The 14,196-nt window shown below is 55.5% G+C and carries 12 protein-coding genes; all 12 read right to left on the bottom strand.

Annotation, left to right across the window (positions count from 1 at the left end):
* Positions 1 to 8: 8 nt before the first annotated feature.
* The 12 genes from V8J88_RS10895 to V8J88_RS10840 all read right to left on the bottom strand — a co-directional run bounded on the left by V8J88_RS10895 (position 9) and on the right by V8J88_RS10840 (position 13,864).
* Positions 9 to 4,388, bottom strand: a complete 4,380-nt coding sequence (locus tag V8J88_RS10895; RefSeq protein ID WP_338849528.1) for an RHS repeat-associated core domain-containing protein — start codon at positions 4,386 to 4,388, stop codon at positions 9 to 11.
* 26 nt (positions 4,389 to 4,414) lie between these two features.
* Positions 4,415 to 5,542 carry a hypothetical protein gene (locus V8J88_RS10890; RefSeq protein ID WP_338849527.1) on the bottom strand — a complete coding sequence of 376 codons (1,128 nt, stop codon included), beginning with the start codon at positions 5,540 to 5,542 and terminating at the stop codon, positions 4,415 to 4,417.
* Positions 5,539 to 6,558, bottom strand: coding sequence for a DUF2169 domain-containing protein (locus V8J88_RS10885; RefSeq protein ID WP_338849526.1), 1,020 nt, complete (start codon positions 6,556 to 6,558; stop codon positions 5,539 to 5,541). Before V8J88_RS10885 ends, V8J88_RS10890 begins: the two co-directional genes overlap by 4 nt.
* Positions 6,548 to 7,897: a hypothetical protein gene (locus tag V8J88_RS10880; protein ID WP_338849525.1), complete on the bottom strand. Its 1,350-nt coding sequence runs from the start codon at positions 7,895 to 7,897 to the stop codon at positions 6,548 to 6,550. Before V8J88_RS10880 ends, V8J88_RS10885 begins: the two co-directional genes overlap by 11 nt.
* Complete coding sequence (locus tag V8J88_RS10875) at positions 7,884 to 8,330, bottom strand: hypothetical protein (protein WP_338849524.1); 447 nt, start codon at positions 8,328 to 8,330, stop codon at positions 7,884 to 7,886. The genes V8J88_RS10880 and V8J88_RS10875 overlap by 14 nt, the downstream gene beginning before the upstream one ends.
* Positions 8,331 to 8,339: 9 nt before the next feature.
* A complete protein-coding gene (gene tssI, locus V8J88_RS10870; RefSeq protein ID WP_338849523.1) occupies positions 8,340 to 10,538 on the bottom strand; it encodes a type VI secretion system tip protein TssI/VgrG in 2,199 nt (732 codons plus the stop codon).
* Between the two features lie 431 nt (positions 10,539 to 10,969).
* Positions 10,970 to 11,368, bottom strand: coding sequence for an RHS repeat-associated core domain-containing protein (locus V8J88_RS10865; RefSeq protein ID WP_338849522.1), 399 nt, complete (start codon positions 11,366 to 11,368; stop codon positions 10,970 to 10,972).
* A 105-nt stretch (positions 11,369 to 11,473) separates the two neighbouring features.
* On the bottom strand, positions 11,474 to 11,800 hold the full coding sequence (locus V8J88_RS10860; RefSeq protein WP_338849521.1) for a hypothetical protein: 327 nt from the start codon (positions 11,798 to 11,800) through the stop codon (positions 11,474 to 11,476).
* Between the two features lie 76 nt (positions 11,801 to 11,876).
* On the bottom strand, positions 11,877 to 12,548 hold the full coding sequence (locus V8J88_RS10855) for an RHS repeat-associated core domain-containing protein (RefSeq protein WP_338849871.1): 672 nt from the start codon (positions 12,546 to 12,548) through the stop codon (positions 11,877 to 11,879).
* 7 nt (positions 12,549 to 12,555) lie between these two features.
* Positions 12,556 to 12,951: a hypothetical protein gene (locus tag V8J88_RS10850; protein ID WP_338849520.1), complete on the bottom strand. Its 396-nt coding sequence runs from the start codon at positions 12,949 to 12,951 to the stop codon at positions 12,556 to 12,558.
* Between the two features lie 398 nt (positions 12,952 to 13,349).
* Positions 13,350 to 13,658 (bottom strand): hypothetical protein, encoded by a 309-nt coding sequence (locus tag V8J88_RS10845; protein WP_338849519.1) that lies wholly within the window; start codon positions 13,656 to 13,658, stop codon positions 13,350 to 13,352.
* Positions 13,659 to 13,660: 2 nt separating this feature from the next.
* Positions 13,661 to 13,864: a hypothetical protein gene (locus tag V8J88_RS10840; protein WP_338849518.1), complete on the bottom strand. Its 204-nt coding sequence runs from the start codon at positions 13,862 to 13,864 to the stop codon at positions 13,661 to 13,663.
* Positions 13,865 to 14,196 lie beyond the last annotated feature (332 nt).

Genomic DNA, 14,196 nt, shown 5'->3' with positions numbered 1-14,196 from the left:
TCTCCCTTTTACCGGTTGTAGAAATATTGATATGCTTTCTTTAAGGCACGTTTTCTGCACTTTTCAGATACACCTGCTGCCCTTAGATCTCCAGATGCATTATTAAATTCCTCTCGCAATGACGTTCCCCATCGAGGCTGCCCATTGGCTACCCGGCTATCTCGCCGCGTATTTTGCCTATTATTCGCAATATCATGCGGGGAGTTTTCCAGTAAAATTGCCGGGGCTCCATATGTTGAGTATCCACCAGGCTTTCCAATGTTAACTTTTGCCCATTTGTCTTGAATAATGTGATGAGATTCGTTGTCAGTTGGTCGAGGGGAGGGTTGATGACCATGTTTTGCAATTCCACATGGATCAGGTCGACAATTCTGACATGCACGCAAACCAACCGGATCAATCCAAGCAAGGGGATTGCGCGCAAAAATAAATAAATTATCTCCACCATTCAACCCAATCGGATCCTGACTGATAAACCGTCCAATCGCCGGATCATAATAGCGGAAACGATTATAGTGCAAACCCGTTTCCGCGTCATATTGCTGTCCCTGGAAACGGAAGGGCTGTTCCACCTGCGGCAGCGGCTCGCTGTATTGCCATGCAGCACCTGTTCCGGTTTGCAGCATTTCGGCTTCGCCCCACACCTGGTATTGCGCCGCCCACACCACCCGGCCTTGGGCGTCGGTCAGCTCTTGCGGTGTGCCGATTTGGTCGCAGTGGTACCAGTACAGTGCGCCATCTTGCAAGGTCGCCAGCGGCACAAAGCTGTCGGCTTCATAAAAGTATAAGGCCTGTTTGGCCCCGCGCTGGCTATGCAGCAGCAAGTCGCCATCCCACAGAAATTCTGTCACGCCAAACGCATCGCGTTTGCGTGTGCGGCGGCCCAGGGCGTCGTATTCGTAGGCTGTTTGTTGTGTCACGCCTTGTCGTGTCACCGTGGCGCTGCGCAGTTGGTGGCTGCTGTCCCATGCAAATTCGGCGCGCTCGTCGGCCCCGCGTGTGCGCTGGCGCACATTGCCGTGGCTGTCGTAACGGTATTCCAGGTCGCGCCAACGTGTTAAACGGTTGCCCGGCAGGCCGAAGCTGAATTCGTCCAGATTGCCCGCCGGATCATAGATAAAACGCTCTTGAATCTGGCTGGCGCCGCGTTGATGTTGCGCTTGCAGGATGCGGCCTGCGGGGTCGTAGGCGTAGTGCTGGGTTTCCTGGCGTCCATTGAAATGCGGCGTGGCGCCGATGTTGGCGTGTTTTTGCAAGAGATTGCCGGCGGCGTCATAGCGGTAGTCGCGTGCAATCGCTACTGACAATTCGCGATTGGCCAGGGTCTGTTGCGCGCGCTGGCGCAGCAGGCGGCCCATCGGGTCGTAGTCGTAGGCGCTGTGCAAGGCGCCCTGGCTGCGCTGGATTTCACGGTGCAGTGCGTCCCGTTCGATGTCGGCGATGATTTGCATTGCGCCATCAGGCTGCATCAGATTGATTTGATGCAAATGGCCGGAACCATAGAACAGGCGGTTGATGATGCGGCCATCGGGCAGTTTGGTCAGGCTGCGGTTGCCCAGCACATCGTATTCATGCGCCAGTTTTAAGGGTGCGCCGCCGTGCAGATGCTGGATTTCTTCGCGCAACTGGCCCTGCGCGGTGTAGGCGAAACTGAGTTTGGCGTGCGCATTGTCGGCCCCCAGCAGCTGGCCCAGTTTGTCGTAACGGTAACGTGTGATTTCATGTGGCGCGGCGTCGCATACTTTTTCCAGCAGGCGGCCCAGGGCGTCGCGCGTGAAGCGCGTCACTTTGCCGGGGCCGTAATCGCTGCCGCCCACTTCCAGCAAATGCGTGAGTTCGCCGGCGGCGTTGTAGTGGTAGCGTTGCAGGCGGCCATCGAAGCCGATTTCTTCGATCAGATTGTCTTGCAGGTCGTAACGGAAATGGGTTTCTTCGCGGTTTTCATTGGTGAGCGTGATTAAGCGCCCGACGGCGTCGTAGGCATAGCACAGGCTGTGGCCGTTGGCGTCGGTTTTTTGCAGCAAGCGGCCCAGTCCGTCGTAGGCATAGCAGGTGCTGTGTCCCAGCGCATCGGTATGGCGCACGAGGCGCCCTTCAGCGTCCCAGGCGTAATGCTGCACGCTGCCGTCGGCTTCCTGCACTTGGCGCAGGCGGCTGTTGGCGTCCCATACATAGCGCGTGGTTTGCCCCAGGGCGTCGCTCTGCGTCAGCAAGCGTCCCAGGGCATCGTATGTCATGCGCGTGCTGCGTTGCGAGCAATCGCGGTATTCCTGCAAATTCGCATGCCCGTCCCACTGCAAGCGCTTGAGGCCGCCGCGCGCGTCTTCGATCTCGCGCAGCAAGCCGCGTTCGTCATAGCGAAAGCGCGTTTGCTGACCGGCGGCGTCAATCCGCGTCAGCAGATTGCCGCGCGCATCGTATTCCTGCTGCGTCACTTGTTGCAGGGCGTCAGTCAGTTTGATGGGTAAATCCAGGACGTTGTAGGCAATTGTGGTTTTGGCGCCTGCGGGGTCGGTGATGGCGGTCAAATTGCCGCGCGCATCAAATTGGAAGTGTGTGCTGCGTCCCAGCGCATCGCTTTCCTGGCTGGGGCGGCCGCTGGGGTCGAACGGCGTCGCCAGCCGCACGCCGTCCGGCCCGGTGGTGGCGATGATGTCTTCGCGCTCATCATATTCATAGCGGGTGCTGCGTCCCAGCGCGTCTGTCACGGTATTGCAGCGCCGCTGCGGGTCATAGCGAAAGCGCAGGCCTGCGCCGCTTTCCACATGCCAGGAGCGCAAGACGCGTCCCTGCGGACTGAGTTGATCATATTCGGCGGCGAAGCGGCTGCCGTCGGCGCGCGTGTAGCTAATCAACATCCCTTGGCGCCAGTGGTAGTGGCGGATGGCGTGTGAGCCGTCTTCTTCACGTCCGCTCTCGGCTTGCAGCAAGCAGCCTTGTTCGTCGTAGGCGTAGCGCGCCAGCGGCCATACGCCGCCATGCGCTTGCAGGCCGACTTGCAGCAATTGCCCGCCGGCATTCCATTGCAGGGACAGGATGCGGCCGGCGCTGTCGCTCAAGGCATGGGGACGGTAGGGCGCAAAGCTGTCGGCGGGCGCGTCGCCATAGTGCAGGCTGATGCGCTGGCCATTGCGGTTGGTGATGGCGGCCAGCGGCAGCAGCCAGCAATCGGCGCGCGCGCGCCGCCAAGTGCGGCACAGGCCGTCTTTGCCGATGATGTGCCAGGCGTGCGCTTCAGGGTGGTAGAGGGTGAAGCCTTCGTAGGCGTCAAAGTGCTCCGCGCCGACCGCGATCATGGGCAGGTTCACGCTGCGGCCATTGGCGTCATGCAGCAAGATGCCTTGCGCGCCGAGTTGCAGCATTTGCGCCAGCGGGTGGCTCCAGCCCTGGCCAAACCAGGACATGCGCGTATTGCCGGAGCGGTAGTGGCGGCGCCAGCTGAGGTCTATCATGCCGGGCAAGCTGAAATCGGTATCGGCCAGCATTTTTTCGCCGGTGGCGATAATCACCGGTTTGCCGATGGCGCAGGCGCAGCCGGTGGCTTGGGCTTTCGGGCCTTGGCCGACTTGCGCGTCTTTATTGGAATTCGGGCCATTGTCTTGTGCGCCTTTGGAGCGTTTTTTAAGCGCTTTGCCCAAGGCCGCCAAAATCGCGGCGATGCCGACCCGGATCAGGAAGGAGGCCAGCTTTTTGCGCTCGGCCTTGATCTGCTCCGGCGTCATCGGCTTGCTCCAGCGTTCGGCCATGGCGGCTAACTCTTGCCCGGCCCCGGCGGTCGCCTGCAATACGCTGTTCATGCGCTGCACCACCGCCGCGCCGCCGGCGATCTGTCCCACCACCGGGACCCCGGCCAGCGCGGTCAAGGCGAGCGATTCGCCCAGTGAAATCAGGGTGTCAGTGGACAGCAATTCATCCAGCATGGCTTGCGCGTCGTCCATCGCCGCGTCTTTGAAATCTTGCGCGCTCATGCCGCCGGTGATTTGGCCGGCGTTGTTGAGGGCGGTTTGCGCCGCCGCCGGCAACATCGTCCACAGCGTATTGACGCCGGTCTTCACCGCATGCATCACCGCTTGGCGGCTTTCCACATACAGCGATTTGGCCCAGGACAAGAAGCTGTTGTCGCCGTCTTTGGTCGGCACGTTTTTGCCTATCATCACCACCGGCGCATGCTTGCCGCTGCCCAAAAAACTCTGACGGTGCGCAACAGCTGTGCCGTGGTCATACACCGTCCCCGCCGGATTATTGATCTTGGTGCTGATATTGAAATGCGGCGCCACCCCCGGGTCGCCCTTGGGCAATAGCAAAACCGGGTCAGCCGGCTGGAATACAAAGCCTTTGCTGTGCTGACTGATTAAATCTTTGCCATCGGTTCTGACGTTGGTGGGCATGGGGCTTCCTGTTTGTTTCGCTTGTTTTAATCTGAGCCGGTGACGCGTTCGATCACGCAGGCGGCGCTCTGGCCGCCGGGGGCCAGAGTCCAATGTAAGACGCTGTTGATGTTCTGCAGGCGTTGCAGATGCGGCAGCATGCTCCACAGCAGCAGCCCGCCGGCGCAGCCGGTTTGTCCCAGCATGCCGGCGATTTGCAGATGCGGCGGGCGGCTGTGTGCTGCGCCCTGGCCCTGCGTCAAGACTTGGTTGAGCGCATCGCCTTCGATCTCTGCGCGCCACACTGAGCCATCCATATCGCTTGCCAGATGGGATAGATGTTGGGCTTGCATGCCGGCTTGCGCCAAAGCTTGCGCCAGGGTATGGCGTAATTGGCGCATGCCGGCGGCGCGCTGGCTGGCGTTGCCATGCGGCCAAAAGCCATGGCTGGCGTAGTCTGCGGCGGCGGGGTGCAGCAGGAAGCGGCCTGCTTGCGGCGCCGGCCAGCCAAGGCGTTGGCCTTGGATGTCCCGCGCCACGGTTTGCAAGACGACGGCGGCCCCGGCTTCGCCGCCAATAAATCCTTCTTGATTGCCTTTGCACAGCAATAAGTGGTGATGCACGGCAAAGCCGATGCGCGACGGCTCGCACCAGGAATCCACGCCGGCCAGGATGGTGTAGGCGGTGCGCGGATGCTGTTGCGTTTGCTGTTGGCAAAATTGCAGTGCTTCCCAGGGCGCAATGGCGCCGCGCTGTAAGCAGTGGGCGCTGATGTGCAGACCCGGCAGGCTGGCGCGCAAGCAGTCCAGCCAGATCGTGTGCATTTCGGCGCTGTGCTCCGGCGCCAGCCAATCCGGCAGCAGTAAGAGCGCATACACTTGCATGTCTGTGCCGCCTGCGCGGGCGGCGGTTTGGCGGATTTCCATTTGCAGGGCGGGTGGCAAGGCTTCGGCCAGGGCTGGCGCCAATAAGTCCAACAGGCGTTGCGCGCCACTGCTTTGTTTGTCCAGGGAAGGGCAGGGGGCCAGACTGACAGCTTCGGCTTGCCAGGGTGTGGCGCGGCGTTGGGTACAGCGGCTTTGCGCTTGCAGGGAGGCTGCGCTTTGGCCGGCGGAGCTGCCGGCGGCGCTGTGTGCGCCGCAACCGGCGATGGCGAACAGGGGGTGGGGATTCATGCCGCCTCCTTGCTTAAGCGCCAGATGTGCGCCACGCCGCGTCCGTCCTGGCGTTGGGCGGCGGCGATCTGCGCGCGCCATACGATGTGATAGCGCCCGCTCAATAAGTCAATTTCCAGTGTGTCGGCGCGCATTTCGGCTTGCTGTGTGCGTCCATCCACGCCTTGCACGCGGGCGGCGAAACGCAAGGCCGGCCAGCGCAGGGCGCTGCGTCCCTGGGCCCCGAAGTTGTGCAACGTCAGCAATGTGCCGGGGGCCGGCGCTTGCGCCCATTGCAGCGCCGGGTCGGCGCAATTGTAAAAGCGCGGGTTGAAATCTTGCGGCATGAGCGGGGCGCGTTGTTGCTGCCAGCGTTCGTCAAATGTGCCGGCGTAGGGCAGGCGGCTGGGGGCGTTTTCCGGCCAGGCCGCAAAGCAGCGCGGCGCTGCTTGTTGCGCCCGCCGCGTAACGCTTTGCGCCGGATCGTCGAACCAGGGCAGCCATTCCGGCGCCGGCAAGCCGGCCACGCTTGGCAGGCGCTGGCTTTGGGTAAATATGCCGCCATCCCAATGGGCGAAGCTGGCGCACAGCGGCACGCTGCGCACGCCGCCGCCCACCAAGCGTATTTGCGCGCCGTCGTGGTAGCGCGGCGCATGCGCGCGCAAGTGGCGTTGTTGCCCGCCCAGGTCAAGTATGGCGTCTAGCGCGGCTTGCGGCTGTGCGTGGCTGACGTGGCCGCACAGCAGGATTTCAAATTGTGCTTTGGGCGGACTGGTTTCATGTGTTTGCCACACCACTTCCTCTTCCAGCCAGCTGGACAAGAGGCGCATTTGTACCTCTTCCAAACCCAATTCGCCTATCCGTTTGCGCAGCGCCTGCTGGCGCAGCGGCGTTTGCTGCTCGACCGGGGCAAAGCCTTCCTGTCCCAGGATGAAGCTGGCTTTGAGCAAGACCAGGGCCGCATCATGTCCCTGCAGATCGGGTTCGCTTTGCACATGGGCGGCAAACGGGGTTTGGTTGTCCAGCTCAAAGCGCATCGCTGACCTCGGCGATCATGAGCGCGCTTTGCTGACGGCGGAATACATCCAGCGCTTGCAGTGACAGCGGGTGGCGCGCCAGTTCGGCGCGTTCCAAGTACAGCCATTGGCGTGCTGCATGGCTTAAAGCCAACAGTTCCTGGCCCAGAGCCGGAATCGCTGATATCAGGCGGCCATGGCGCAGGCGTAATTCCGGCGCGGCCCCGCCAAACAGTGCTTGTGCGTCCCATCTGGCGGGGCCTTGCAGGTATTCGGCGCCGGGCGCCAGTGTCAGACCGAGTGTGCGCAAGGTTTCCAGCAGTGCGCTGTGCAAGGCGGCGCCAAAAGCGGCTGGATCAAACGGGGTTTGGCGCGCTTCTGGCGGGATGCTGCCCAGGCTGAGCATCAGAAAGTCGCGCTGCGCGATGCTGAGCGCGTCTTCTTGCTGGCTGAGTATCTGCAGCGCCGCCAACACACCATCGAGCCAGCCGCACAGGCCCAGCACGCGCCAATACCAATCCGCGGCCAGGTGCTGCGGGGCGGCCATGGCTTGCTGCATCATTTGGCGCGGATAGCGCATGGCGAAGATGGCCCAGGCCAGTTCGGCGCGTTGCGGTTGTTGCGCTTGCAGGATTTGCAGGATTTGGTCGCTGGCCGCGCGCGGTTGGCAGCTGATGATGTGCAGCAAGACCTCCAGCCAGCCATTGTTTTCTGCTTCGCCCTGGCAGGCGTATTCGGCCAGGCTGTGCAGATTGGTCAGCTGGGTGGCCGGCTGTCCCAGGCGGGCCAGCGCGAGCAAGGCGGCGCCGGCGTAATCGGCGTCTTGCAACAGAGCTTGGGCGGCGGCGCGGCCCGCTTGATAGTCGCAGCGGCCAATCAATTCCAGGCACAGCGGCCACAGATGGCGGTCGTTTTGTGCGGCCTTACAGAGCTGCGCGATATGTTGCTGGCGCACCTCAAACAGATTACGCGGTACGGGGAAAAACCACAGCGCTTCGAGGGTGGCTTGCGCTTGCAGCGGCCAGTAGGCGCGCACCAGTTGCAGCAAGCCGGGATCGTCCATTTGCAGCGCCAGGGCCAGATGCAAAAACACGCTGGCGGCGCGCTGGCCGGGGATTTTTTCCGGGTGCAGGGTTTGGCTGGCGAAGTATTCCAGCGCGCTTGCGCCGTATAAGCTGCAGGCGGGGATGAGTTCATCGAGCTTTTCATCCGGCGCTTTGAGCGCATATAAATCCTGCTGGCTGGCGGCGCTCATCACGCGCCGGATGCGCGCGCGCAGGGCTTGCGCGTGCATGTCTTCCAGCAAGCCGGGCTGCGGCGGCAGGCGCTGCGGGTTAAATTGCAAATCAGTTGAGGTCAATGCTGCCTCCCTCAATCCGTTGGCTGTGCACCGCAGACGACAGAATATGGTTGCCGCTGATCTGCACTTGTCCTGCCAGATTTAAACGGATGCGGGCGTCGCCGCACACCAATTCCAATTCTTGCAGTGCATCGAGTTGCAATTGGGCGGCGTGGATGCGCAAGCGCCCCTCTTGCATTTGCAACAGCGGCGGCGCATCCGGGTGCGGCCAGGCGGCAATCACCAGATACGCGCCGGGCATGCCGGCGATCAGCACGTCCTGCCCCGGCGCCAGGGGCGGTAAGTGGGTGGCCAGGCTGGCGCACACTTCGCCGCTGTCTGTCTGCAGCCGGTATTGCGCGCCTTCCTGCGCTACGACGCGGGCGGCGATTGGCGCGCTCTGCGCTGGCGTGGCCGTTGCGGCTGGCTGGGCGGATAAGGCGGTCTTACGCATGGCGCTTCCTTAATTATTATTGATGTTGGGGCTGATCGCGTTAATGCTGTCATTGCCGGCGATGGTGATTTTTTCGCCGGCAATGCTGATCTCGCCATTTTTATTCAGCGTGATGCTGGATTTGCCAACGGAGAGGGTGATGCTTTCGCCATCCATTTGAATCGTGCTCTCGCCGCCCACGTTCAAGGTGTATTGTTTGCCGACGATGGTGTTTTTGTTCAAGCCAACCATGCTCACCATCATGGTGCCGACGTTCAGGTTATACGCCAGTCCGACGTTTTCCATCCGTCCCATGCCTACGTTTTGCATGTAGGCCATGCCGATTGTCTCGGTCTTGAATTTGCCGACATTGATCGACCAGTTTTTGCCGATTTTGTCTTTTTCATTCTTGCCGACGGTCTTGCTGCGGTTGTCGCCGATGCTGATGCTTTCATTTTTGCCGACATCTTCGGTGCGATTGTCGCCAATCGAAATTTTTTCATTGTGATCGACCCGCTCTTTGCGGTCGTTGTGTACGGTGATGGTTTCATTGTGGTCCACCGTCTCGGTGCGGTCGCGTTTGACATGCACCGTTTCATCGCGGTCGATGGTTTTTTTGCGATCGCGCCCGACCCAGTGGCTTTCATCGTTTTCGACTTCGATGCGCTGATCTTTTTCCGCATGCAACCAGACTTCTTCTTCCCCCTTTTTGTCTTCAAAGCGCAGCGCGTTGGCGTTCGATGGCCCGCCGCCTTTGCTGGAGCGGGTCAGCACGCCGGATTGGGTTTGATTGGCCGGCAGCGTCCAGGGCGGCATGTGGCGTTCGTTGTATAACTGTCCCACCACCAGGGGACGGTCGGGGTTGCCTTGCAAATATTGAATCACGACTTCGGTGCCGATGCGCGGCACGGCGACCATGCCGAAGCCTTTATTCGCCCAGGGCGTCATCACGCGCACCCAGGGTGAGCTGTTTTCATCCTGTTTGCCCATGCGGTCCCAGTGGAACTGGACTTTGATGCGGCTGTATTTGTCGCTGTAAATTTCTTCACCCTGCGGGCCGACCACAATCGCGGTGTCCACGCCGGGCACGCGCACGTCTTCGCTGTGATGGCCGCGTGCCGGGCGCCAGAAGACTTTGCGCCGCAGGCAGACAAAGCTGTTGTCATATGTCCCCATGCCGCCATCGGAATTCAGCAGGTTATTGTGAATATCGTGGGTGACAGACAGCAGCAGAAATTCAAATTTGTGGCCGGGGCCACGGAATAATTGTTTCAGATGGTCGCGCGTGAGGGTGAACCAGCGTCCCGGTTGCATCTGGCGCACATTGCCGCGCCCGGCAAAGCTTTTCGCATCGCCTTCGATTTGCTCCATTTGCCGCTCGGCGTAAAACTTGCCCTCGTCGGCATCGACAAAACCATACAGGCCGCGATATTCATACACTTCGAGCTTGGCGATTTGTCCCTGTTCCTGCTGGCTGGTTTTGCCAACCAGGGCCGGGGTCGGACGTTTGAAATCAAAGCTGGATAAATTCACTTTGCCGGAGGCGATTTCGCGCTGGCCGCCAAAGATGCCGATTTTGTCTTCTTTGTTATTGCCGCCGCCATGGTGGTAGGCGATCGTGGTGTCGCCATCGACCGGCTCTGCCGCTGGCGAGTGGTCGGACAAAATCAGGCGGTGGCCGCTGGCGTCGTGCTCATACCAGTAATGCCAGCCCATTTCTTCCCAGCGCCGGTGCACATAGTTGTGATCGGTTTCGTCGTATTGCGCGCAGTAGGTGTGGCGGTGGCCGGCCTTGCTGACTTTGAGGTCAAACTTGGCCATGGCGTAGTCTTCAAAAATCTCCTTGGTCTGCTCGATATAGGTCTTGTTCTGGAAAATGAACATGTCTTTGCGCAAGCGCAGGAAAGCCAGCCAGGGAACCAGGGTCAGTTTGTAGGTGGCGACGCTGTTGTCATATTCCAGCAGCTCAAAGGTCCAGCAATAGCCGGTGAACCAGCGCTTGCCGCCATCGTCGCGCGTGAGTTCGATGCCGATCAGCTTGCCTTGCACATCTTTGAGCGCAATTTCCGGATTGTCTGACAGCACATGGGCGGTGTATTCAAAGTCGCGTGAGACTTCTTCTTCCGCATGTAAGCTTTCAATCAAAAATGTATCCGCTGGCCCATCATTGCGCAGGAATGAGAGTTTCATTAAACGTTTGCTGGCGTTCAAGGCGAGTTTGGCAAGCATGGGCGATCCGTGCGTAAAGACAATTGATAGGGGAATCTGCAAGCCTGGGTGCGGTGGATTGCGGCGCACAGGGGAGGGGCTTGAGCGCTATTATAAACAAAGGATGACTATTCAGCCATCATACGGCTAGCAACGCTGGATTGCTGCCAAGTGCAAACGGCGCCTGGGCATGGTGGCGGCGCAGCACGCACCTTGCGCAACACTGTATACATTCTTTAAATTTCCATGTTTCTTTTTATCCGAAGCGAATGATTTATCGGATAAAGATTGGACAAGTGCTGCTATGGCGCTTCCTTATTTAGGCGCTCCTGAACAATTTCCAACATCCTGATTTTATTGAGAAAACTGAAGAAAGGGGGGGCGCAGAGTTGCAAGGAATGATTAAAATGGAGTGACTGTTCGGCGTGAAAATTTCTGTACAAATCAATGTGTTACGTTGGCTCTGGTAACGCTTTTGGTGCTGGTATATATGCCAAACCCAATGGATCAATCCAATGAATTGGATTCGCCGTATACTGATATAAATTAATCCCCCCATCCGACCCAATCGGATCTTGCGAAACAAAGCGCCCCACCTCCGGATCATAATATCGGTTACGATTGTAATGCAATCCGCTTTCTGCATCGTAATACTGCCCCTGAAAGCGCAAGGGCTGGTTCGCATGCTTTTCTTGCGTCTCGTGCAGCTTGCCCCAGGTAAGGCGACGTGCGGACCAGAGCGCGTCGCCGTCGCTGTCGAGCAGCTCCAACGGGGCGCCGATGTGGTCGCAGTGGTAGTAGAGTTGCCGATCTTTGCCTGCTTCTCTGGCGGCGCGCGTTTCGCGCTGCATTTACCGGCAGCACTATTCCTGCTGCGTCTGGTAGTGGCCAACCTGCATGAGACCCCCCAAAAAATAAACTAAATAGAATGATAAAACCTATCACAGTTGTCTTTCTTAAAACTTTATTGATTTTTGGTTTTCGTTAATTTCTTTCCCATGAAAATATAACATAACATCGTTCTTCAAATAATCGAAATCTATTTGACAAAATTCTGCTATTGGGAAATAACCATTATTAATATAGCCATCAAGAAGATAAATTGCTTGTTCACGTGTATCCTCATCAACCAACAACACCAAACGACCATTTCGCAATGATAAATTCTCATCATTACTTAATTTTACACTGAGATCATACTCACCATCTCTTTTCCGAGACAAAAAAAGAACTCGGAGGCTTGGCGATTCGTCCATGTTTAAATTAAAGAAAATCTTTCTCATTTCAATTGCATCATTGAGATCAAATTCAAAATGCAAGGAAAATTTACTAACGTGTGACCTCTTTATTTTAATCATTTTAGCAACCCTTATCTATTGGAACGTGAACATTCTTTGTTACCTTAAAGTTCCCAGCTGGTGTTTCACGCAAAAATTCAAAATGAATGTGTGGTGTATTTCTCTTAACAGGCATTCCCATGCCGTACCCTCCTTCATAATCATCCTCATTCACCCTAAATTGTCGTTTTCCATCAGCGCTACGCCATTTTCCAGGCCCAACTTTTACATAATTATCCCCTAAGAATTTTTCTCTTTCATTTCTAATATTTGAGCTACAAATCGTTCGCATCCATTCAGAAATATTAGCGCTTCCAGGCTTATCCTTCCCTTTAACTACATTCGTTGAACGTGGCCCCGAAACGTATTTTAACCCCAGCGGATCAACCCACCCCTCCGCATTCGGCCCATATTGGTAGAGATTCTCCCCACCCAACAACCCAATCGGGTCCTGCGAAACAAAGCGCTCCACCTCCGGATCATAATACCGGTAACGATTGTAATGCAATCCGCTTTCCGCATCGTAATACTGCCCCTGAAAGCGCAAGGGCTGGTTCGCATGCTTGTCTTGCGTCTCGTGCAGCTTGCCCCAGGTAAGGCGACGTGCGGACCAGAGCGCGTCGCCGTCGCTGTCGAGCAGCTCCAGCGGCACGCCGATGTGGTCGCAATGGTAGTAGAGTTTTCGATGACAAATCGAATTCTTACTCCCTGTCCATTAATACCCCCCAAATATCAAGCTGCATTCCTAAAAAAGCACCATCTTGAAAAATCTTATCTTGCTTACACCATGACTCAAATTTCTTGATATCTAAATTATTTTCCAAAATAAATTTTTCAGCAACACTCTTCTTGCATCCAAACCTATTATCTTCCATACCCAGAAAGAAATTTCTACTTAATAATTTCAAAAGGTCAGCCAAACACTCCGAAGGAATTACCAACACATCTTCATATTTCCCACCATTCAATTTAATGAATTCAGTAATTTCTCTGGCACGAGAGTACTCGCTATTACTAGCATTCCATAATTCTTCAAATAGTTTCTCTCGCCTTGCCAGCTTTTTCTCTTGCAATTTACATATTTGTTCAGGTAACATTCTATTATTTCCTTAAGTTCCTTCTATGCAATGTCGTTGGCCATAGTAAATATGACCTTCACGTCCATTGTCTTCCCATTTTAAATGCTTTTTATAGTTATGGACGGCGATTTCTCTTGCATTTAATGGGTGCTCTTTATATCCATAGCGATATTTTTCCCTTGTGTATGTTGGCATCTTTGGCATATTTTGGAATGCAGTTTGCCTTAGAAACTATTCAATAACTTTCATGAAATATTCCTCCAAAGAAAACAATCGAACAAAAGATTTTCAATTTTTTTGATTGTCATTATACACTTTTTTTTGCGCAAACCATCTTGTATCCAACTAATATGTTGGATGGAAATTGTGGGAATTTGACTAAATCTCGAGTTTTCAAACAGTTTCTTAGCACTTTTTTAAACTCTAAAAACATCCTCTAATGAAATTACCTCTTCTCCTTCATGCTCTGTAATTAAATAACTACATCGTCTGAGAGATTTTTTTAGCATTTCGTAATATTCATAGTTCCGCACAGAAATTTCTAAAAATAATTCTTTATCATTGATTTTAAAAACTCTGAAATCATGAAACCAAGAACTATCCCTTTCCTTCTTAAATGCCAGACAATTGTTTTTCTCGAAAATAAGAAAATTTGATTGCCTGAGTATTTCAAGCACAATATCTACTTCCCCTTTTTCTACCTTAATTGAATATTCATAGCTCATATTTAAGTCCCATCCCCATGTGGTCGGCCACGAACTGTTGGTAAATTAGAAGGATTTTTTATACCAATATGCATGTCATCAGCATTCAATGTTGGAACTCCTTTATCTGCCAATTCATTTCCACATGGATCTTCTTTATGAACGTGAGCATTATTTCCTGATTTATATCCACTTGGACTTACATTTCCATATTTATGCACCCACACTTCAGATCCATCGGAATGTTTCCAGGTTTGATTTGCACCTGTATCCCGTGCTTTTACATATCCACATCTAAGGAAACGCTGATTAATTTAACTTGCAAGAAAAAGTTGCATCCTAAGTCAGTGATTTTATTAGGATAGGACAACCTACCGTTGTATTAAACCAGCATTTCCCTAAGTAAGGGTTTTTGTATATGCGGGATACTTTTATCGCCGCTTCGTGTTGGCCGCCAAAAACACCAATTTTGTCTTCTTTATTGTCGCCGCCGCCATGGTAATAAGCGATGTCCATGTCGACATCGACAGGTTCTATGGCAGGAGAACAACCCGGCAAG

Origin of the sequence: Massilia sp. W12 (assembly GCF_037300705.1) — a bacterium.
In the GTDB taxonomy this organism is placed as follows: Bacteria; Pseudomonadota; Gammaproteobacteria; order Burkholderiales; family Burkholderiaceae_D; genus JACPVY01.
Note: the sequence above shows the minus strand (reverse complement) of the source record. Positions and strands in the feature narration are given on the sequence as shown.

Coding starts and splice junctions, on each gene's coding strand:
- V8J88_RS10895 (WP_338849528.1), bottom strand. CDS start 4,388: ATGCCCACCAACGTCAGAACCGATGGCAAAGATTTAATCAGTCAGCAC.
- V8J88_RS10890 (WP_338849527.1), bottom strand. CDS start 5,542: ATGAATCCCCACCCCCTGTTCGCCATCGCCGGTTGCGGCGCACACAGC.
- V8J88_RS10885 (WP_338849526.1), bottom strand. CDS start 6,558: ATGCGCTTTGAGCTGGACAACCAAACCCCGTTTGCCGCCCATGTGCAA.
- V8J88_RS10875 (WP_338849524.1), bottom strand. CDS start 8,330: ATGCGTAAGACCGCCTTATCCGCCCAGCCAGCCGCAACGGCCACGCCA.
- tssI (WP_338849523.1), bottom strand. CDS start 10,538: ATGCTTGCCAAACTCGCCTTGAACGCCAGCAAACGTTTAATGAAACTC.
- V8J88_RS10865 (WP_338849522.1), bottom strand. CDS start 11,368: ATGCAGCGCGAAACGCGCGCCGCCAGAGAAGCAGGCAAAGATCGGCAA.
- V8J88_RS10860 (WP_338849521.1), bottom strand. CDS start 11,800: ATGAGAAAGATTTTCTTTAATTTAAACATGGACGAATCGCCAAGCCTC.
- V8J88_RS10850 (WP_338849520.1), bottom strand. CDS start 12,951: ATGTTACCTGAACAAATATGTAAATTGCAAGAGAAAAAGCTGGCAAGG.
- V8J88_RS10845 (WP_338849519.1), bottom strand. CDS start 13,658: ATGAGCTATGAATATTCAATTAAGGTAGAAAAAGGGGAAGTAGATATT.